Annotated in this window: 22 protein-coding genes; 11 read left to right on the top strand and 11 right to left on the bottom strand. The window is 46.4% G+C overall.

Features of this window, described 5'->3' with window-relative positions; all coding sequences use genetic code 11:
- Positions 1–183: 183 nt before the first annotated feature.
- The gene (locus HMPREF1144_RS14735) at positions 184–939 is read right to left on the bottom strand and encodes a hypothetical protein (protein WP_042927819.1); all 756 of its coding nucleotides are present in this window, start codon (positions 937–939) and stop codon (positions 184–186) included.
- A gap of 621 nt (positions 940–1,560) precedes the next feature.
- Between HMPREF1144_RS14735 and mobI the strand changes: the two genes are divergently transcribed.
- Genes mobI through HMPREF1144_RS14695 form a run of 8 tightly spaced genes read left to right on the top strand, consistent with a single transcriptional unit; the run spans position 1,561 to position 11,604 of the window.
- Entirely contained in the window at positions 1,561–2,025 is a 465-nt protein-coding gene (gene mobI / locus HMPREF1144_RS14730) for a conjugative transfer protein MobI(A/C) (protein ID WP_009653245.1), read from the top strand.
- On the top strand, positions 2,025–2,867 hold the full coding sequence (locus tag HMPREF1144_RS14725) for a hypothetical protein (RefSeq protein ID WP_071532272.1): 843 nt from the start codon (positions 2,025–2,027) through the stop codon (positions 2,865–2,867). Before mobI ends, HMPREF1144_RS14725 begins: the two co-directional genes overlap by 1 nt.
- Before the next feature lie 15 nt (positions 2,868–2,882).
- Positions 2,883–5,771 (top strand): MobH family relaxase, encoded by a 2,889-nt coding sequence (gene mobH, locus HMPREF1144_RS14720; RefSeq protein ID WP_009653253.1) that lies wholly within the window; start codon positions 2,883–2,885, stop codon positions 5,769–5,771.
- Positions 5,768–7,894 carry a conjugative transfer system coupling protein TraD gene (gene traD / locus HMPREF1144_RS14715; protein ID WP_009653241.1) on the top strand — a complete coding sequence of 709 codons (2,127 nt, stop codon included), beginning with the start codon at positions 5,768–5,770 and terminating at the stop codon, positions 7,892–7,894. The genes mobH and traD overlap by 4 nt, the downstream gene beginning before the upstream one ends.
- A 2-nt stretch (positions 7,895–7,896) precedes the next feature.
- Entirely contained in the window at positions 7,897–8,985 is a 1,089-nt protein-coding gene (locus HMPREF1144_RS14710; RefSeq protein ID WP_009653239.1) for a hypothetical protein, read from the top strand.
- Between the two features lie 23 nt (positions 8,986–9,008).
- Positions 9,009–9,683, top strand: a complete 675-nt coding sequence (locus HMPREF1144_RS14705; RefSeq protein WP_009653243.1) for a DUF4400 domain-containing protein — start codon at positions 9,009–9,011, stop codon at positions 9,681–9,683.
- Between the two features lie 8 nt (positions 9,684–9,691).
- The gene (locus HMPREF1144_RS14700) at positions 9,692–10,828 is read left to right on the top strand and encodes a S49 family peptidase (protein WP_009653247.1); all 1,137 of its coding nucleotides are present in this window, start codon (positions 9,692–9,694) and stop codon (positions 10,826–10,828) included.
- A gap of 2 nt (positions 10,829–10,830) precedes the next feature.
- Complete coding sequence (locus tag HMPREF1144_RS14695) at positions 10,831–11,604, top strand: nuclease-related domain-containing protein (protein ID WP_009653231.1); 774 nt, start codon at positions 10,831–10,833, stop codon at positions 11,602–11,604.
- Positions 11,605–11,654: 50 nt separating this feature from the next.
- Here the strand turns inward: HMPREF1144_RS14695 and HMPREF1144_RS14690 are convergent, their stop codons facing one another.
- The 5 genes from HMPREF1144_RS14690 to HMPREF1144_RS14670 all read right to left on the bottom strand — a co-directional run bounded on the left by HMPREF1144_RS14690 (position 11,655) and on the right by HMPREF1144_RS14670 (position 14,014).
- Positions 11,655–12,011, bottom strand: a complete 357-nt coding sequence (locus tag HMPREF1144_RS14690) for a hypothetical protein (RefSeq protein WP_042927816.1) — start codon at positions 12,009–12,011, stop codon at positions 11,655–11,657.
- A 400-nt stretch (positions 12,012–12,411) separates the two neighbouring features.
- Entirely contained in the window at positions 12,412–12,816 is a 405-nt protein-coding gene (locus HMPREF1144_RS14685; RefSeq protein ID WP_042927814.1) for a hypothetical protein, read from the bottom strand.
- Positions 12,817–12,918: 102 nt separating this feature from the next.
- Positions 12,919–13,308: a hypothetical protein gene (locus HMPREF1144_RS14680; protein ID WP_133116577.1), complete on the bottom strand. Its 390-nt coding sequence runs from the start codon at positions 13,306–13,308 to the stop codon at positions 12,919–12,921.
- A 113-nt stretch (positions 13,309–13,421) separates the two neighbouring features.
- A complete protein-coding gene (locus tag HMPREF1144_RS14675) occupies positions 13,422–13,709 on the bottom strand; it encodes a hypothetical protein (RefSeq protein WP_009653236.1) in 288 nt (95 codons plus the stop codon).
- Positions 13,710–13,798: 89 nt separating this feature from the next.
- Complete coding sequence (locus HMPREF1144_RS14670) at positions 13,799–14,014, bottom strand: hypothetical protein (RefSeq protein WP_009653220.1); 216 nt, start codon at positions 14,012–14,014, stop codon at positions 13,799–13,801.
- 1,534 nt (positions 14,015–15,548) lie between these two features.
- Here HMPREF1144_RS14670 and HMPREF1144_RS14665 point away from each other — a divergent pair.
- Positions 15,549–15,926, top strand: a complete 378-nt coding sequence (locus HMPREF1144_RS14665) for a hypothetical protein (protein WP_042927811.1) — start codon at positions 15,549–15,551, stop codon at positions 15,924–15,926.
- Positions 15,927–16,288: 362 nt separating this feature from the next.
- Here the strand turns inward: HMPREF1144_RS14665 and HMPREF1144_RS14660 are convergent, their stop codons facing one another.
- A complete protein-coding gene (locus tag HMPREF1144_RS14660) occupies positions 16,289–17,260 on the bottom strand; it encodes a hypothetical protein (protein ID WP_009653249.1) in 972 nt (323 codons plus the stop codon).
- Between the two features lie 538 nt (positions 17,261–17,798).
- Between HMPREF1144_RS14660 and HMPREF1144_RS14655 the strand changes: the two genes are divergently transcribed.
- Entirely contained in the window at positions 17,799–18,059 is a 261-nt protein-coding gene (locus HMPREF1144_RS14655; RefSeq protein ID WP_009653224.1) for a hypothetical protein, read from the top strand.
- A 207-nt stretch (positions 18,060–18,266) separates the two neighbouring features.
- On the opposite strand, the gene HMPREF1144_RS14650 is transcribed toward HMPREF1144_RS14655, so the two are convergent.
- Entirely contained in the window at positions 18,267–18,428 is a 162-nt protein-coding gene (locus HMPREF1144_RS14650) for a type I toxin-antitoxin system Hok family toxin (RefSeq protein WP_017900895.1), read from the bottom strand.
- 69 nt (positions 18,429–18,497) lie between these two features.
- On the opposite strand from HMPREF1144_RS14650, the gene HMPREF1144_RS14645 reads away from it, so the two are divergent.
- Positions 18,498–19,577, top strand: a complete 1,080-nt coding sequence (locus HMPREF1144_RS14645) for an IS481 family transposase (RefSeq protein ID WP_009653230.1) — start codon at positions 18,498–18,500, stop codon at positions 19,575–19,577.
- A gap of 292 nt (positions 19,578–19,869) precedes the next feature.
- On the opposite strand, the gene HMPREF1144_RS14640 is transcribed toward HMPREF1144_RS14645, so the two are convergent.
- The 3 genes from HMPREF1144_RS14640 to HMPREF1144_RS33665 all read right to left on the bottom strand — a co-directional run.
- Entirely contained in the window at positions 19,870–20,355 is a 486-nt protein-coding gene (locus HMPREF1144_RS14640; RefSeq protein WP_009653238.1) for a GNAT family N-acetyltransferase, read from the bottom strand.
- Entirely contained in the window at positions 20,343–20,609 is a 267-nt protein-coding gene (locus HMPREF1144_RS14635) for a DUF1778 domain-containing protein (protein ID WP_009653219.1), read from the bottom strand. Before HMPREF1144_RS14635 ends, HMPREF1144_RS14640 begins: the two co-directional genes overlap by 13 nt.
- Positions 20,610–20,706: 97 nt before the next feature.
- Positions 20,707–20,895, bottom strand: a 189-nt coding sequence (locus HMPREF1144_RS33665) for a hypothetical protein (RefSeq protein ID WP_042927808.1), incomplete at its 5' end; no start/stop codon positions are given.

The following is a 20,895-nucleotide window of genomic DNA, read 5'->3' as shown; positions in this document are numbered from 1 at the left end:
TCTCCTAACATTGCTCCTGAGTTGGCACAATGGCACGGTGAAGTTCCATACCCTGGCGGTTCTGAAAAGTTACTTTTTAACGATATTCTGTTTAACGTTTATCAATTTTTTTGCGAATGAACTGACCGTGCTTTGACATATCCTGGCGCACAACCTGTAAAGTCGACCTGATTCGTATAATCTTTAAAATGTTTTTAGCTTCTCAATTGATTCTTTTAAGCTAAATTCAATGCGCAGATTCTCAATATTTTCACGAGGTATAAAACCATCTAGAACATCAGACATTATCTCGTAGGCCCAAGCAAAGACTTTAACATCACGACGGCCAGAATCGTATTGAATGAAACGTGGAAACAAAACAACGTTTGTCACCTCAACAAAGGCGTTCATCTCTGTATCGGCCAGCATCTGAAAAGCGTCATTCGATAACGATAGATAGGCGCGAACAAATGCCGGATTGAACCTAACGAGGTTCCACAGATTGACAAGGAAATTCATCTGTATTGAGACGATGTTTTTTCTAAACAACTCCAGATCCGCAGGTTTATAGACATACTGCTTTCCGCTAAATAATTCGCATGACGCATTTGGTTTAAGCTCTGAACTGTCAAAAGGCCTGCCGTATGTTTCAAACTTCAGGTACTGAGAGTCGTCGCGAATTTGTTTTATCAGGTTATTCCAGGAAACTTGCTGTCCGTTTACTCGTGGTATTAACAGGCTGCCAGGCCGCTCCTCTGATTGCGCAATCCGATTAAGTCGGGAATCCGTAGTCGGATGAAAAAAACGCCCGAGAAGGATCTCTGGAATATAGCGATAGTCTGATGCCAGTTCACGTGGTAACACGGACATCAGTTTTTGCTGACTCCGTATTAACTGTAACTCCGAACGGAGAAAAGCTTTTACGACCGTGTCAGTCTGTACGTTGGGTTGTATGACCATACGCTCTCCGGGCTCTTTCCAAGCATCTATATCTGCTATAGCGGTATGTGTTTTCCGTAAACATTATGATTATATCATAGCTATCCAGGCTAGAGAACAACAAAACTGGTACTAATATTATTAGATACTATCCATGATAAAGCCTCAAGGCAAGATAGAACGAATTGGCACTTATAACATTGGGCACTTTTTTTTAGAAATGCCTTAAAAAACCGACTTTTCATTAGTACTTTTTGGTGGAAAAGGTACTAATGAAAAAACTATGTCATTAGTACTTTTTTATGGAAAAAGTACTAATGAAGCTCTGAAAATGGTTTATGGCTCATGAGTACTTTTTGTCAAAATAGTTACTTATGTATAAGGGATACTATCAACACTCAGTTAAAAGTTACTTTTTTCCTCTGCGTGCTCTGAAAACCTTCTGATTCAGGACATCTCGTCACAACGGAAACGCTCTGAGTGCCTTCATTTTGACGGCATCCTTCCCTGAGGGGCCAAAAGTTACTTTTTTCTCGGCTCAGTCTGTATAGAAAAAAATTTTAAAAAAACTAATAACCGGCTTGTTAGTTCAGAAAATCCGTTCCTGATTCCTGTATCTTTTTGGGCAGGAGGGAACTACGCATGAATTCAGAAATTATTGCTCACCAGGAAACCGTCATTGGTAACGCTGTGCTCTATATCGAATTGCTGAAACAGGAAGCCACCCTTGTCCTAGATCAGTACTGGAATGTATGGAAAGCCAGGAACAAGTTGATATCAGATACAACCTACGCGAATGGAGGAAAATTCAATCCAGGCAGATTTGCACCAGTGATAAGAAAAGTGGGCTCATCCCAAAAAGTTACTATTTCCTGGAAAGATTTCTCCCCCAGGTTTAAAAATCGAATTGAACACTACGGGGTTCTCGTTAAACCTAAACTCGGCGGTTACAGTGTTAGCTGTTTTCCTAAAGCTCTGGACTGGGAGCTGGAGATGATTCAGGAAACAGAAAAGAAAATTATACCCATCCGCGAATTACTGCATGAGTACCATGAGCGCAGACTTGCGGACATCAAGCGTCTTGAAAAACTGAAGAGGTTATTATAATGGCTGAAAATACATCACAGAGAAACACTCCACGAACTCAGCGAAACGTGGGCAATAATCGCGCTTTGGGCATGGTCATCACAAAACTCAAACCGCTATCCAGCGTGTTTTATTTGCATTTCCATGAAAAGAACCGCGCCCGCCTTCGCCAGTTCAACGCGATCTCTAACGCAATTTATAATATCTTTCGCCTGGTCGAGTCAGACCCGACGACTGGCACAAAAGTTAATAAGTGGTTGACAGGCATCTATACTGAATTGTCAGGTAATGTAAACACCTACAAAGTGCAGATTGATAAAAGCCTTTCGAAAATTCCGGTGCAGGATTCGTCGTTTGACGGGTACAACTACGAGGAATTTGAAATTCGCTGGAATCATCCACTGACCTACAAGTTACTGGATATTATCTCAACCATTAATGTCATGACGCGCCAGGCACACCAGTTGTGGTTATTCGGTGAAATCACCCAGCAGGTGCATGACCGTATTATCCTGCAGCTTTTAAGCTCCCTGCAGGCCGCCATGGATTCAATTACCAAAATACTTGACGCGGAGAACCGTGCTTCCGGTAAATACGATGCACTTCCATTCATCAAAAACATCAAACGTTTTAAATCTGTTGAGCTGTATATCGCCAGCCTCGAAACCAAAGTTCCGGATAATCCATCATCCGAAGCCATCACGAAGGGTCCTGAACCAGAACGGCCTGATGACCAGATGAATTCTGGTGTTGATGCAAGCAAAGCTGCGGTAAAAACGGAACAGACTGAAACCGCGTCAGTCAACCCGGAAAAGGCGGCTGGTAAAACAGGACCTTCCGTTGCTCCTGTCCCGGCACAATAAAGCAAACAGGTTGATATGAGTATTATATCCAGTTTATTCATGAAAATTAGGGTCGCCCTCTTCGGAGGGCCTGACTATGAAATTGTCTATGATACGGATGATGAGTATGACATACCGCACACGCCTAATAAGGACGTGCAAAACTACCTCGACTATCCAAGTAAGCCAACGGGTATAACACTCTATTCAGAGCGTGAGATTCTGTCTGTCCATGCTAATCGGTTGCAGGAAATCAATATGTATATCGGTCTCCCTAATTCTGACCTGAGCGATGAAGCATATACATTCACGAACCTGATTATCAAACCACTGATGGAATTTACGCGCTGGATCCACCTTCTACCCGCCTCAGAGAATCATCACCATGCAGGTACGGGGGGGTTATTAACACACAGTCTGGAGACGGCTTTTCTGGCTTTAAAATTCGCGTACAGTACTGAACTTAGCCCTATTGGTTTACAGGATGAAGAGCAGGTACGTAAACGGCGGTACCTTTATGCTGCGTTTATTTGTGGTCTGTTACATGACGCAGGAAAAATATTTGACGTTGACGTTATTTCTTCAACTCCAGGGGTTAACAGTACGTGGCGTCCACTTTCAGCCAGCCTGATGGACTGGGCTAATACGAATCGTATTATGTCTTATGAAGTAATATGGCGCAAAAGAACTGCGAATGACCACTCTGTACGGGCTCCCGTTTTTTTAGAACGTTGCCTGAACGATACCTGCCTGAATTACCTGAGTGACGTCGTCAAAGAACGAATGTACGATAAAATGCTTGCCTCCCTAGGTAATTACACTACCAGCGATGATTTTATATCCCGTTGCATGAGGACCGCCGACTGGCATTCTACCGGTACCGACACAAGTTATCGTTATGATAAGCAATCCGGCATTCGTGCATCCGATACCGCAGCTCGTGCCATTTCAATTATAAAAGATAATATTAGTGCGCTTAACATCAACGGCTTCGATTCATCACCTACACTCGCCGGGCAGAATGGTCCCTCTCCCGTTCATATTATGATTATCGGAGGGGCTGTTTACATCAATGAACACACAGCCCTTGATTACATACTGAATCAGTTCAAAAAACTGGGTGTTAATTTCCCGGACGGCGAGATTGGTCGAAAATCACTGACGGATTTATTAGTGAATGGCGGCTATATAGAACCATACGGAGATCAACGCATTGCTCACTTTTTCCATCGCGGTGAATTTACTGAGATGGACATTCAACGAATGTTTAGTGACGGCATCAAAGGCCTGAGCTGGTACTCGCTTTTAAAAATAAAATGGGTAGGTTTCCTGTTTAAATACGATGTCATCCCAGAGAATCTTCCGGGGATATTTAGTATCAATGACACGAACGATTATGTGTATGTCGACCGTAAAGGTAATGACACGATTTACACTCGCCCGATCTCAATTGGTATCAAATCAATTCGGCTTGGTAATGGTAATCTTACTGATGAGCCTGTTACACCGGATGATGCACCACAACCTGATTCAAAACCAGCTGAACAATCTGAGAATGCGCAGGAAATGGCAGTCAGCATTGATCAAGATAATTCCGTCTCAGACGAAGAGAACAGCACTAACCCTCAGGTTTCAAGTGAGGAAGTGGAAACTCAGCAGAAAGAAAACAAACAAAAAAACACCAGCAAGAAACAGAAGAAGAAGGAAGCAATTACAAAGGAAGAATACATAACCCGTCTACAGCATCAGTTTAATAACAATGCGATTACGCCGTCTGAAATGGCACTAATTGATGGTCTGCTGCACGTCTCCGACAGTTACATTCGGTCTATTGCCCCCCTTGATGATACTAAGTTAATGGAGTCTGAGCTCTTTACACTCTCGCTCAGAATCGGGAGTATTAATGAAGAATTTAGTGTCCCGGCCAATGACGGAAAACGATATACCCAGCTCAGTAATGAGGTTTCGCTTATTCAGCTACGTCATCAACCCGATGTAAAATCTGTTGAGATGCTGCCTCTGCTTTCCTCAGATTTATTTGGTGGTGTGACACCGGATGAGACTGCATCAGCATTTAATTTATCGGTATTAAAAACCGATGTTTATCCTGAGCCACTTCCTCCTGAACGTTATGAAAAAGAGCTGCCCGTGGCTACAGATAGTCAATTTGAGCCGTCTGATATACCACCATCTGAATACCCTGACATTCAGACAGATGACGCGGACCAGTCATGGGGGGATTACGATATGTACTCACAGGATGACAGCGCTATTCAGATGAGGGGGGAACTGCCTGATGTGTCAACTGACATCCATGGAGCGGGTGAACTTACGAAAAACCGGCAACTCCTTGAATCTGTAACGGGTAATTCTACGGATTCCACGGTTGTTGATGCGGCCGATGAGCAGGAACAGGAAGGCTTCAGTGAAATCAATCGTGGTTTTGAAGAGCTGTTTGCACGACAGGATCATATTATTACGGACCCGGCGATTGTCATTACAGAAAATATTGAGGAAGCTGAATTACTTCCATTGCCAACAGATGAGGTTGCTGGTGCAACTGACAGCGATACCCTTCAATCTGATATTGATACGATCATCACACTCCTAAATAAAATCAGACTGAATAACACCTCAATTACGGTCAGACAATTGCTGCTTACTGTCGTGGTGACCGATATCAACTTTTGCCTCCGGCTTCGAATCACTGAAGATATCGCTTCATGGGGGTTTGATCAGGATGAGTTAGCAAAACTCCGCTCTGCTTTTTCTCAATTCCCTATTGCTAAGGTAAAGGTGGGGTTTGGTAGACCTATCCGACACTACATGATCCGCCTGAAAGACATTCAACAGGGCGCACAGCGCAACAATATCTTTTATGACGAATTTATTGCTTTCTTTAATCACCAGGAGGAAGGGTTATGAAACGCCGGAGTCGCAATAATTTACACACTCAGGAGATGCTCTACCGTCCTGCGCTGGAGTTTCGCTCTGCCGTGATATTGGTCTTTTTTTCCATCTATGTGCTTATTGATTCATGGAGTCAGACATATGGCATCAGCGAGATCCCCTTCTATTGCGCCCTAGGGTTGATTGCCTTTGCCAGCTGGCGGATATGGCATGGTGTACCTGTTTTCCGGGCACACTGGCGTTTATTTCATCGTTCAATGGACTTCCTGTCTCTTGAAGATTTTCGAATGATTAACAACGCACATTACTTTGCCGATGACCGGAAATACCAGAAGCTGGTGACCCTTCAGGAGACCGGGGGCGCTCCCGCGAAGAATCCGGTGAACCGGCTTTTACGCAGGAAAGAAAAGGTGGAGCTACCCCAGCGTACAACCTTTTTATGCAACGGTTTCAAATGGGGACCGGAACACTCAGAACGGACCTACCAGGTTCATAACCTCTCCAGTGATTTACATGAAGTTCAGTTACCTTTTGTGCTGAATCCTGTAACCCGTCATTATCGAAAACTCGCGACTGACCTCGGCGGGAACTATTCAATTTTCGGCGTTGATAAAAAGGTTCCGATTTTCGTCAATGAAGAGAATTTCTTTGGGCATACCCTTATCACAGGTAACGTTGGTACCGGTAAAACCGTGCTTCAGCGTCTTTTGTCCAGCTCGATGCTTCATCTCGGGCATATCGTGCTTGTTGTTGACCCAAAGAATGATTATCAGTGGCAGGATGGGTTAAAAGAGGAGTGCGAGAGCCTGGGTAAACCCTACATGCACTTCCATGCAGGTAACCCCTCTAAATCTGTCTCCTATGATATCAGCGCCAACTACGTCAAGGATACGGACCTGTCAGCCCGTATTATGAGTATTATTGCCGGTACTGAAGGTGGCGAGGATCCCTTCCTCCGCATTGCTGAAGGTCTGGTAACCACAGCTATTGGCGCGTTGAAACTCGGCGGGAAAAAGCCAACCATTCAGAATATCTATTATTCGATTCGTTCCAAACAGGACCTGATCGTCACCACGCGTAATGCGCTCCGGGGTTTCTATGAGTACCACCTCGGTCCGGAATGGAACTTAACTCTGCAGGTATCGCCCAATCTGGACCTGGCTAACGAAATACAGAATCTGCAGGGATATTTTTATACTAATTACTTTCAGGATAACTCGCCAAAAGTCATGTATGGCATGGATACCGTTCTCGAATGTTTCAAGTATATCGCCGGTGATGAAACCCACTATTACAAAATCACAGCCAGCCTTATGCCTATGCTCAAACGCCTGTCGCAAAGCCCAATGGATATCCTGCTTTCGGCTAATGACGTTGAAAACCCGGACCGTAATATCGTTAACAGCCACGGGCTCTTCAACAGCGGCGGTGTGCTCTATATTTCGCTGGATGGTCTGTCTGATCCGGCAACGGCTCGCGACCTCTCACAGCTGATTACCTCTGATATCGCCGCAGAAGCGGGTAGCCGCTATAACACAGCCTCTGATTTATCGACCGCGCCCCGGGTATCCATTTTTATTGACGAGGCGCATCAGGCTATCAACATGCAGATGATTAACCTGCTTGCCCAGGGCCGAGCAGCCAAACTGGCATTGTTCATCTCAACACAGACCATATCAGACTTCGTTTCAGCCACCAGCGCCGATACAGCTGACCGTCTGACAGGCCTTTGCAACAACTACATTTGTACACGTGTGACAGATGCTAAAACACAGGAGCTTGTCCTGACGAAAGTGGGCCAGGCCAACGTATCAATGAACCAGGTCACCTATACCACCAGCGCAGGCACCAAACAGTCACATACCGATTTCAATGGTTCAATTTCCGAACGAAAGTCCACCACAATGGTGAGTGCTATTCCGCAGGAGTTGCTTTCAATGATACCAACTCTTCATTTTATAGCCTGCCTTCAGGACGGCCGAAAAATCGTGGGACAGATGCCGATAACCATACCGGGAAAGGCAATGCGCAGGTCGACCGGGTTAGTCGAAATGGTGATGAAATCGCCCTACAAACTGAAAATGAGACGCAATCTCAATGTTGATGAAATCCTGAGTAAATCACAAAAGGTGGTCTGATTATGGAGCGAAAACAGGTTTCCCGGGCATCGTTGCTCAGTATGAATTCAACTCAACCCAAATATATATCACGCGCCAATAAGGCGCTGAAACAGTACGGCATTGATGTTGACGATGAGGCCCTTCCGGAAATACTGTCACGGTATGCACAGAAACTTACCGGTGATCTTTATAAGGTGTATGCCCATGACACCATTGAGAGTCTGGATGTGCTGGCCCGGACGCTGTCCGAATTTTTTATCATACGGTATGCCGTCACCATCGTGACGCACGACGATAAGGAAGTGTCTTACAACTGGTCAGTATCGCAGGGTCCTTTCACCGACTGGCTCAGTCAGCTGCTGGCCGCCAGCATGGCTAAGAGCCACAGGGTTGACGTCCAGATAGATACCAATCAGGAACGCATGGCATTCATCCAAGTTAACTCAGAGCGGCTGGGATGGTACCTGTTACCCGCGTTTGTCGATATCTCAGGATTACTTTCCCTTTTCCTTGACATGCCTGAAAAGGTTGAATATCAGGTGATGCGCCGTAAACGAAACGGAAAGGTGCCCGACATCCACCAGCATGACCTTGGCATTTTCGAAGAGGATGCCCTTATCTCCGGCCTGAAAGAAAAGTTACTTTTATGGAGCGGGAACCTGTGCGATCCATCTGATGAATACACATCTCTTTTCAACCGGGTCATTGACCTTTCAATCCTGGGCAACCGCCACCAGCCATCGATGTACCGCAAGAGCTGTATTATTCAGTCGGTTCTCGATGAGTTCTCCGCGTCGGTGTTGTCCCTCCCCGTCCGGTTTAATGGAAATGCATTATGCGCAGTGTGGACCCCCTGGTCTGAGCCGTTTAGCCAGTTCTCTCGTTTACGTCCAGTAGATGAAGATACGGTTTATATGCCCTCCCCGGGCCAGGTGCGCTGGAAAAATGCAGACGTGCGCCGAAAAGTAACTTTTTCTCTGATATCCAGGTTGATCGCATCGGATGACCTTGCCTGTTCGGGCATTCTTCATGGCTGGAAGAATCACTACCTCGACAGAGCAACGAACATCCGTCTGGCTACCATCTGGACCGGACTGTTTTCCGATTAATAACAAACCTGCAGGTGAATCTAATGGCTGAAAAAGATATGGCGGCGCAGCGCATGACGATGCTGCGCTTTGGGTTAGGGCTGGGTCTGTTGATTTATTTTCTGTTCAACGTTTATCTGGAGGACACGAAAACCCTTTATAAAGATATCAGAGCGGAGGTGAACGCCAGCAAATCGCTTATGGATGTCAACAGATGGCAGAAAGTGACCCAGAATACGGAAAAGACGTTTAATTATCTCTTTGTAGAATTAAATCTCACGAGTTACATAAATAAAGTTCTTTTACCCGAGGATGATAAAACAAAACCGGCGAAGGGGATGAACCTTGCGGTAAACAAATTCATGAGCCCGAGCTATACCGCAGCCCGAAACATCCCTCTAATGATGTACCAGGCCATTTACCGGTGGTATCTGCTGGTAGGCTGGTTTTTCACATTCCTGCCCCTGATGATAGCCTTAGCGCTGGATGGTTATTACCAGTGGAAAATGAAGAGATTTGTTTTTGGTGATGTTACAATTCAGCTCTACCGCCTCTGGTTCCGCTCGCTGACGATAATCGGCGTGTTGTTATTTGCGTATCTGGTCGTCCCTAACCTGAATTTATTCTACGGGCTGACACAGTATTTCCCGCCGCTTGCTCTGGCGTTGCTTGCTATTGCCATTAACCGGCTTCTTGCGCATTACCAAAAACTCATGTGAGGAAATATATGTTCAAAAAAAGGCCACCTCAACCTGAAACAGGTTCTGTTCAGGATGTGGTATCACGTGAAAGTAAGAAATTTTTCCGTTTGTATAAATCGCATGTGTTATCAAAAATGGTCCTGACAATAATTGGTATTGGTTTTGCTGGTTATAGTGGCTGGTCCATGTATCAGGATAAACAGAAGAACGGGAAAGGCGCGGACCATATTGCGGTCATCCGTATTCATGGTGAAATGGGAACAGGCACCCCTACAGGTGATGGGGTTATTATTGCCCGTGCTTTACGCGAAGCGTGGAATAATCCCCACGCCAAAGCGATTCTCATCGATGCCGAATCTGGTGGTGGCGGCCCGTCTGACGCCATCAATATTTACAGGGAAATAAATGCGCTGAGGGCATCCCTTCATGGGGCTCCGGGCATCACTATAGATAATTCAGGCCAGATTGAGTCATCGAATAAAAATGACACACCACCAGCGCCAGCCGACGAAGTTAAACAGGCACTCCTTAAAGCACTGGGGACCGGAAACGGAAAATTACCAGCAGCAGCCCGTGACGTCAGACCGATAATCGTCAGCATTAAAAATATGTGCGCCTCTGCCTGTTATTACGCCGCCTCATCGGCAGATGCCATTTATGCAGATCCTAACGCTATTATCGGCAGCATCGGCGTACGTATGGACCACTGGGATGTGTCCAGGATTATGGATCGCCTTGGCGTGGCTAACGAACCGTTAACGGCCGGTGCCTATAAAGCATCCCTTGACCCATGGCGTCCCATTGATGACGAAACCAAAGCATTTCTGCATAGTGAGTTGCTCGACAAAATGCATGAACAGTTTATTCATGATGTCGAATCTGGCCGCAAAGGAAAGTTACTTTCCCGTGAACAGGCGGATAAAGAACTGCTCTACACAGGGCGTTTCTGGCTGGGTGACCGGGCGAAGCAGTTTGGCCTTATCGATGATACAGCCACCAGCACTGAGGTGCGTGAACGGCTGGGCATCGTCTATGGAACCACACGTTTTCGAGACTATAACGCGCCAAAGGCCACGTTAAGCAGCATGCTTGGGCTGTCCCTGGACGTTAATCTGAAAGAGACGCTGTCCGGTGCGTTGAATCCCACCAGCCCGGTGAGGTGACGATGGACCTGACCACGTTATCGACCATCTTTCTGGTGTTCGTCATGCTTATTCTGTCATGCATTATTCTGTGCGTCTGGCCGCTTGTCAGTAACATGTTCAGTGAACAGCGTACGCGTAATGCCCTTAAAGGACTATTGGCCGATCTGGAGGGAAGACTCATATCAGATGTTACTCTTCCGCTGAATTCTTCGCAGACGACACAGATTGACCATATATTTATCAGCACGAAAGGGATCTTCATTATCGAAGAAAAGCATTATGCCGGTGACATTTACGGTGCCCTCGACGATAAATCATGGACGGTGGTGTACGGCTACGGTAAAGCTAAACACAGGATGTTGAATCCGTTCCTCCAGAATAAAACGCACATATCAGGCGTATGTCGGGCTATTAAGCGGGATGATAAGCACATCATCAACGTCGTGTTGCTGACCGGGCGCAGTAAGTTCATGGCGGACCCCGTTCCGGAGTGGTTGTGCTCTAATTGTGATGACCTTGGGAACAAGTTCACCTCGTACGAGGCAGAGCCGGTTTTTAGTGTGGAGGAAACTGGCTGGATCGAAAATGACCTGCGTAAAGCTATGCTTCCCCAGACGCTGCTGACCGACCTCGGGCACGTCTATTCACTGAAACTGAAACACCGGCAACCCATATCCGTACCGCACAGAGTGACCTATTTTACGTTACTGACAACCACCCTGTTCTTCCGTGCGCTGAAAAAGTTATTTTCACGTAAACGGTCTGAAGTCATCCATAAACAGTACCGCGAATAGCGCTACCCGTTTCATCATCAGATATAAACAGGGCCACCAGCGGGCCCTGTTTAATTTATATAGTCAGATGCTGGTGGGTTAAGGTGAGGCACCGACTGCCAGGCGTGGATCATGTTGACCATTTGCTCCGCGATCCCCATTGACTGGTTTAGCCGGTATGCCGTCCGGGCCACCATCCTTTTCTGATGTTCATCAGATTTCACATCCACCAGCCTGAAGCGCCACCACTGATTGCCGCAGTGAATGACACATATATCAAACTCGGCATTGACCACTGGCAGGTAGTGACGGAGATTCAGATCCTGCAGAAGTGAATACGCCTGAGGCATATACCGTCCATCGAATGAGCCCGCCCAACGATACGTTGCGATGAATGGCGGTGAGTCCAGAGATTTAAGAAATGTCATGTCAGGTCCACCAGCAGCTTTACCAGTCTCTTATTATAAAGATTCAAATGCCTCCTCAAAGCCCCCTTTTTCACCCGGGCAATAAAGTGACTTTCGCCCGCTCCGGTAAAAGTGACTTTTATCGACATCGTAACCAGGTCTGGTTCCATATTTAGTGCGAGTTTTTGGTACCGGTACTTTGGGTGGATGGTCAGCGACAGGATTAAGGTGATCGGGTAATCATAAACAACCAGGAATTATGAGGCGCAATGATGTGACTGCCCCGGTGATTAAAAGTGACTTGTGTCGAAGTATACAACACGTGGGATGTGCCGTGGGTTCGCAGGCCCCAAAGGTGGGAACAGTAGCTGCGACGTCTGAAGCTCTGCACCACCTGCTTAATGACGCCAGGGAAGCCTGCTCACCACGGCGAGTCCTTCACAAACCGGCTGACTGATATCATCGCGTTATTCTCTACATACCAGTCCACCAGCTGTTTGTCGTTCATCCCCTCAGGGGTTTGCACAACAGCATTGTCCGGGCCTGAATGGACCTCGGCTACCAGTACCAACCCTATCGTGCCAGCAATGTCCCTGAGAGCGGTAAAACGGTGTGCCTGCTCCACGTCAAGGTCAGCGAAGCGTACGCCGTTCAGAGAGGCGATAAACGGTAAGAATGACAGATTGCTTTTCCGTCCTGCTCCAGACGCTGGGGCATCTGGTAATGCAGCTATCTGTTCGAGTGATAGTGAATCCAGGCCCCGATTGCTGTGGGTTAAGGGCAAAACCAAACATCCATTATTTTCTGATTGCTGTTCATTTTTCATGTTGCCTGCCTTTCGTTGCGGTCTGATAGAGTGGTCACTATACAATACGCTTTCGTTGAATTTACATTCACGTAGGTGACGTATGAAGCAGGACTCAAATTATTACTTCTTAGATCCATTTTTTTTCCCCCGAAAAGCGAAAAAATAAATGAGGGCTGTCGTAAAAGAGCCACCCAGCCAAGCCCAAAAGAAATCCCAGGAAAAAAAAGTTTTATCCCGGGGACTGCCTGTTTCTATAGAGTTTAGCACTGGGTAGGTTTTAGCCTTCCAGACCAGCTCGTCATACTCGTTTTTTGTCAGACGAACATAGTTGTCATCATCGGGTTCGGAGACGTCGGAACCTTCGACTAGGGCACTGGCCTGCAATGTGCCGTTTTTATCAGCAGAATGCACCCACGATGTGTCCGGGCTTGCGGCCTCCGCCTGTGATAAAAGCGCAATACAACTAATAGCCAGGAGTATTGTGTGTTTTCTCATTACGTTAATTTCCATTCAATAAGACGATCATCCAGTCCATCCACCAGCAGCAGCAAGGCAAAGGTTTATATCCATGACTCAGAAAGTTACTTTTGCCTTATGAGTCCGGTGCCATGAAGTTTATGCCCCTAGAAAAATTCGTCTGAATTCATCGACACCTTAACACCAAGCCAGAGCACGTTTGCTTGTAATGCATAGGCGGATAGCTTAATGAGCATCCCCTCCTGCATAAGACCTTTCAACGGTATATTGTTCATATCACAAAACAAAGTGACCACCAGCAATACATAGAAGAATGCTAAAGGAAACGTTCTGAAAAAATATACTGTCATTGCCGCAAGCCCACGAATTACGTAGAGCGTACTCATGACAAAGGTTTGAGTACGAGAAGGTGGTTCCTGAATTTTGATATTCATGTGAATGTCTTTTTGTTGGAGGATGGATTTATTATGCTCAGGTGAAAAGGTTAACCAGCATACCCAGCTCGATTAACCCACTCCACACTTCAGATAGTCGGGCTGACTTCTTTGTACCAGAGTCGGATTGCCTCGAACCTGCTGGAAGTGCTCGCCATGGATCCTGAGACTTTAAAAATAGTTTCAACTGATATAACGTCTATGTTTTTATCTTCCAGCCATTTATTCATGTCGATGGTGGCCTGCCACTCCCCCCTGTCAAAGGTTTGTCTGTCATCTCTGAAATCATGAAATTTAATGCCCATATTTGACTCCTGAAAAAATAAGTAATCATTAAAAACGCGAATGACTGTCTTTCAGCATTATACATAATCATATTGTCTGTCGTAGCCACTGGTTAGAGCATTCAGCTCATTTCAGGTTTTTTTATATCATCGCCCATTCATAATCACCCTGGCATTTCAGGGTTAGTATCCGGCGGTAGATAAAAGTTACTTTTCTCTGAATGCCTGCCCCTGGTGACTGCCAACATCCACCAGCAAAACCAACATCATCGATGTGATGATATCCCCCCCTTCGGGCCCAGCACAATGGCATTCTATGGGCGCGCATGAGCCGCTACTGTCAGCATTAACTAACTATTCGAAAAGTTTCTGAGTTACTGAAGAACATTACTGAAGCCGATTATTACGTTTTGCGATTAACTACATTTATCGCCACCAGAAAAGCATTTCAGATTTACTCCATCCGAATATCATGACCTGTTGTGATAATATCATCGCATATTCACCCATCATTAATAGCGAGCCTACATGGAACACAAAAGCGATCGGAAAGAATCATGCCTCATCCCTACTACTTCAGATGATAAGTTTGTATTTATTCTTACACTCACATTGACACTCATCTGTTTCGCCATAATATCTGCCTTGACCTTTCTGGTCTCAGATGAAGAAATTAAATCCCTGAGGGTCTGGTTTTACATCCCTTTTGTATTTTTCTCTTTTGTATCCTACCTCTCATATTGTGCCTGGCGTGGTTCAAGGCCGAAGAAGCCATGAACAAATTAATACTGTCCCTTCTTCTTTGCGTCCCACTTGCGTCAGGCATTTCTGCAGAAAGTGACCCTGATGTCAGACCGCCAGAGAAAAAATAAATAATCGCATTATATGAACTGTCTCCGGTAATCGGATTGATTATTTCTGATATTGCCAGTGTGCGTAGACATAATTGCAATGACACAATGACCATAAAACGTATGCAGGACACACTGGCTAATGATGTGTTTGTGTCCGACACACTGAGACGGAACGCGGCAGATCGTTCATATATGGACTCAGAGGCATACCGGGCCGAACTGAACCGGAACTACAGGCAATGCCACTAAAGAGCGCCAGCTGTCGTGCTGTGCGCTTCCTGAAGGCTTTTTACAGCTGATACCAAAGACTGGCCCTCTGGCGTAGAGATAGCGTACCCCGACGTTATGACGTCATTGAGTCCTGGTCGTCTTGTTGCCTGTTTTCCGTCCACCGTCGACAAAAGTTACTTTCTTCGCCTGAAGATTCATTATTGCTGTGTACCCGATAACCCGTAATTTACCAGGCATTATGAGCTTGCAATCACTTAAGGCGGATGTCCCTTACCTCACTCGTATTTATCCAGGCATTATGCAAACTCATACCGGCCCAATGATGCCGATCATAAATAGCTTTTCCTCTGATTGTGTTTTGTTTACCCCAGTCATCCTTTCCGGCCACTGACATTATCAGGGATGGTTGGCATTATGTTTCTGTGTCATATTTCGGCCCGGTGTAAAATAATCGGTAAGTGGTGCTGACCATGATGAAGTTTTTAAAAGTAGCAGGGATATCTGTTTTAGCGCTGGCCGTGTTTATAGCAGTGCTTATAGCGTGGTACTGGCTGGACGCCCGTGCGTCTCTCCAGGCGGATATACGCGCCTGCCCTTCAGTGACGACAGAGCAGGCCACAGCCGCCGTTTTAAAGAATGTCCTGTTAAATGGCGAACGGCTGTTTTCGAAGCCCCATTTAACTCAAAAGGATGTGATCATTGAGGAACGAGGGGTGCAGGTAGGACAGACCGGCACGCTGGTACCGTTCAGGATTGACGGCGTAACTGACCGGCGTTACTTCGGTATGACAGGTTGCGCATCGCTGGATGCGGTTGAATACGCCACGGAATATTTTACAGAGCCCTGACAGCGGTATGGCGTTTCACGCCCGCTCTGCACGTCATCATTGCGTCAGATCCTTCAGGTAATGTGCGGGGTGCCTGCCAGTGTGAGCGAAAGTAACTTTTCCTCTGATTGCCTTCATCACTTCTTTCAGAAAACAGTACATGACGATTGAGCAACCTGCATCAGTACAAGGGAAAGGATCGGATACGTGCGGTCAGCCACTCCCCCTTACCCCCCTCTGTGCCCGCGAACACTTTTGGTCGTTTGGAAAAATCGCAATCAGAAGAAAGGTTCCGGGTTTCTTGGGTGATCGGCGTGCGCCAGTTGGCCCGCCAGGTGCTTTAGCTGGTTTGGATTGTACATGCTTGCCCCACCAGCTGACCGTCATTCTATCCCCATGTCCTCGTCAGCGTTAAAGGCGATCGCCTCTTCATCCATGAACGCCGGATAATTAAACTCCTCCACTGCTTTAATAACGTCCGGGTGGTTGCGCCAGTATTCATCCACAATACCGACGGATAACTGTTCTGCTTCCTGTCGCAACTGACGAGCGGTCTCATAGTTGTCCCAGCCGCTTTCGTAGCTGGCTTTCTCGTAGAGTGCCTTCTGTTGCTCTTCAATTCGGCGGATTTCCTCCAGACTAGCAACGTGCCCGTACCATTCCAGGTTGCAGGCATTACCGGCAACCACTAGCCGTTCATTTTCATCCCGGATTTCGATCGTTCTTTCATAAAAGCTGACCGGTCCGCAGTCTCTGCACATCCACGGATCATAACTATCCTCTTCCTCCCCACGTTCGTTCCATTCACCCCGCATAGCGGCTTCCTTTGCCCGTTCCAGCGCATCTGCCACGGTCTGGGCTTTACCCAGCAGGAATGTCCCGTCAGTGATGTAGGTGCCTTGCATCGGGTCATCTTCAGGGTATTCCACACGCCCTGTTACATAGACACTGAACCGATACTGTTTCTCTTTCTGATTGACCAGATAGCTTTCGCGTTTTGCTGTCGCCTCGTCCTGATAAAATGCCAGGGATTTTAACGGAAATGGCATATCCCTTAGCCATTCATCGCGGGCAAGCCGTAGAGCCAGACGCTCGACGTTCGACGCAAGGTCGTACACTGCTTTACTTGTGATAGCCCCGCAGCGCCTGAGTAAGCGGACACATTGTGCAGCGGATTGCCTGTGGCCCCCAATCATGCTGTAAAATTTATCTTCGTCGATATCGATTTCCGCCCGACAGATGGCGTCATGCAACATGAAATCGCCCTCGTGTTTTGCCAACTCCACCAGCGTGGTCATAATATTGGCAAACACATCTTCATTCTCTGCAGCAGTGATTAATTGTGTTGTAGTCATTTTATTGTCCCTGTCTTTAACGTTGCGGCGCTCCCTTAAGAACACTCCGCTGGCTGATAACCAGGATAGCAATTAAAATCAACGCATCAAGACCCAAAATAATTAACGAATCATACCGTTCAAGGGGTACGATGAAGGGTTTAATATTGAGGAACTATGTCTGTGTGATGACCTCAGCCTAAAAAGTTACCTTCCTGTTTATCTCAGGCCATAATTTTGCACTGTTTATGGACTGTGTTATTTTATCGAACAGTTATCTATACTAATAAACTGTCAGTGTCTATATGCCCAGCAATTACCCCCCCGGATAATAATAACCAGTCTCGCCGGGTGGCAGTGGTCGGACATTTCTTTTCCTGATTGCAGTTTTTTAAATAATAAATTAACATAACGGAAATTGAAGCATCGATGCATTGATTTAATCATTTATCACCCTGAATATTATTGTTAATGTCGGGTTTCAGGGCGGATTAATAAATTTCAACTTTACCCATAGAAATGTGTTATTACTAACGGTATGACTTATGAGGGGTCCGGCATGACACTTACGGCATATTACCAGTTAAAAAACACAAAAAATGCAGGGCTCGGTATCGAATTGCTGGATAGTGAAGCTGCTGCCTTTATTGTTCTGGAAGAATGCAGTTATGAAAAACCGAATGAAATTGCCCGCTACGGACACAACGGTACAGCTGGCGATCGCTCGAACGCCTTCAGTTGCGCGATGAATAAAGCGCTGAGCTCTCAGAATTACAGCGGCGCAATGTGTGATTACAACGTTTACGAAGAAACCGCCTGAATCTTCCTGTAGTAGCTGTGTGTAGTCTTTGCCCGCCACTGGTGGGCTTTTTTTTGATTTCCCCTCCCCGGTCGTGCGGTTTTTTAATTGGTATCCGGGCAGGAAAAAGGGGCTACCAGCGAACCGGTAACCCCTTCATAAAGCGCTTCAGGCATGTCAGATCAACCCAGCTCCTGAAAAGGCGGGGTTTCCCCCGCCTCCAGGTTGCTACTTACCGTTGGATTCGTAAGCCAGGCTTGCCGCGACCTCCCTGTCCCCGTCCTTTAGCCGGAGTTCGCATAAGCGGTTCCGGGTCAGGCATGTGAATATCAAGAGCGTGATACACACGATTAATACGCACCAGATAAGGGCGTTTCGCGGTAGTTTCATGGTTTACTCCTCCTGTGTAAGTTCACACAGATATTGCAAATACCTCAGGGTTAATAAGGGGGTTACCTGATGTTGATGCAACATGTCGGAGTAGGCTATTTTGGGTATTACCGAGCAACTGCTTATGCGATGAAACACTCCCTTATGCCCGAGATTGCGAAGTTAAGAATGAAGGCCCTGAACTTCTGGGATAAGCATGGTATCCGTGCCGCAGCTGATGCTTTTGGCGTATCAACACGAACGCTCTACTGGTGGCGCCAGTTGCTTCGCACCGGTGGTCCTCAGGCGCTTATTCCAAGAAGCAAAGCCCCCCTGGTTCGCCGTTCAAGGCACTGGCACCCTGATGTGATCAAGGAAATCAGGCGCCTGAGAACTGAGCTACCCAATCTCGGCAAAGAGCAGATTTTTGTCAGGCTGAAGGCATGGTGTGAACTGCGACATTTTACCTGTCCCAGTACATCAACCATTGGAAGGATCATTGCCGGAGCGCACGATAAAATGCGGATGGTTCCCGTTCGCCTCAGTGCCAGAGGCAAAGTCAGGTTGATAAAAAAACGCTCAGTGAAGCCCAGAAGGCCTAAACAGTACCGCCCGGTAAAAACAGGCGAACTCATAGGGATGGACGCGATTGAACTCAGAATGGGGGATCTGCGCCGCTATATTATTACCATGATCGACGAGCACAGCGACTACGCGCTCGCCCTGGCAGTTCCTTCACTCAACAGCGATATCACCAGCCATTTCTTCAGCAAGGCCACAAAGCTCTTTCCTGTTGCTATCAAACAGGTTGTTACTGACAACGGTAAGGAATTCCTTGGAAACTTTGATAAAACGTTGCAGGAAGCCTCGATTAAACACATCTGGACCTATCCGTACACACCGAAAATGAATGCGACCTGTGAGCGATTTAACCGGACACTTAGAGAACAATTTATTGAATTCAATGAATTGTTGCTTTTTGACGACCTGAATTTGTTTAATCAAAGAATGGCTGAATATCTGGTGCTGTATAACAGCAAAAGGCCACATAAATCACTCGAACTGATGACGCCAGTGGACTATATTTTACGTGAGAGTAAAAATTGCAATATGTGGTGGACCCATACACCTCCTTGCAAATTGCACGGTAAGAGGCCATACTGGTGTTGACTAGACATACAGTGGGCCTCGGGTTGTACTGACCCCAAAAAGTTGGACAGATTAACCGAGGCATCAGAGAAAGAGTCCATTTAATACATGGGCTCTTTTTTGTTCGATATAAAGCTAAATAATCAATCTCGCAGCTGTATTATCCATTCCACAGCATTCCTACTGCACGTGCATTCTTGTCTAGCCAATAACTCCTTCATCATCTTCCCTCATGAAGTATGTCTATTGACCTACCCGCATGCGCAGCATTTAATTATTGCTCATAAAGTTCCGAACATAAGGTTCTTTCGCATTACTGAGGGAGTCTGAGGAACAATGTCCGTGGCTGACTTTGTGATGGTTTGAAACCATGATGAATATAGAAGTTTTTGGCTTCTTCCGTAAGCGCGTGAACCATGATTGCACGTACACCAATATTCTCGGCAACCCGAAAGCAACGAAGCACTGCGTCATGAAGCAAATCAGCACCAAGCCCTTTTCCACGGAACGATACATCGACGGCAAGCCTGGCAAGTATAATGACAGGAATGGGATCTGGCATGTTACGCCGAAGATTGCCTGTCGCTTCTGTATGATTGACGCTCCCGGTGGCCAGAGAGTAAAAACCGGCTACTTGCTTCGTGTCTTTCTTACACACCACAAACGTTCGGGCCGCTCCAGTCGCCTGGTTTTTGAGGCTCCTCTGCTTTAACCAGTCATCAAGCACGGCTTCACCGCTGATAAACTCCGCCACCTGATGAAAAGAAGACAACGGTTCTGGTGATGTTACATATCCCACTGAGGTTTCCTTGCCAGCAGTTTTTCGATAGCAGGATCATCTGCAACCGGCGCATCAATCATATCGATGAACTCGGCGTATTGCTCATCGTTAAAATTAAAGACGCGGCGGTCAAGGATGACATCCTCGGCAGCCTTACAGGCCATTTCCAGAATGAAATCTGTTCGTGATTTGTGAAGGATTTCAGCAGCAGCATCAATGAGTGCTCGCTGGGATTCCTTGGCTCTGAGGTTAAGTTGAACATCTGATTTCATGAAACATCTCCGTATAGCAATTGCTTTACAGAGTAGCACAATAAAAATGTATAGCAAACGCTACACATCAAGTTATTGCCTTTCATATTTTGAATGATTAAGTCCGCTTCGTGCCAAAAGCGGACGCTACGATTCCGCAGTGATTAAACCCCCAACCCCAAAAGACCTGTTGAAATGGGGTCAGCAAAACAGATACATTACGCACGTTGTTACCTTGTATCATCAGGATGCCGTTGACTGTGTTTTTTAGCCGTGAAGTCATTTCCAGAATCGTGCTTATCATCAT

This window comes from Klebsiella sp. OBRC7 (assembly GCF_000293135.1).
Lineage (GTDB): Bacteria > Pseudomonadota > Gammaproteobacteria > Enterobacterales > Enterobacteriaceae > Klebsiella > Klebsiella michiganensis.
Note: the sequence above shows the minus strand (reverse complement) of the source record. Positions and strands in the feature narration are given on the sequence as shown.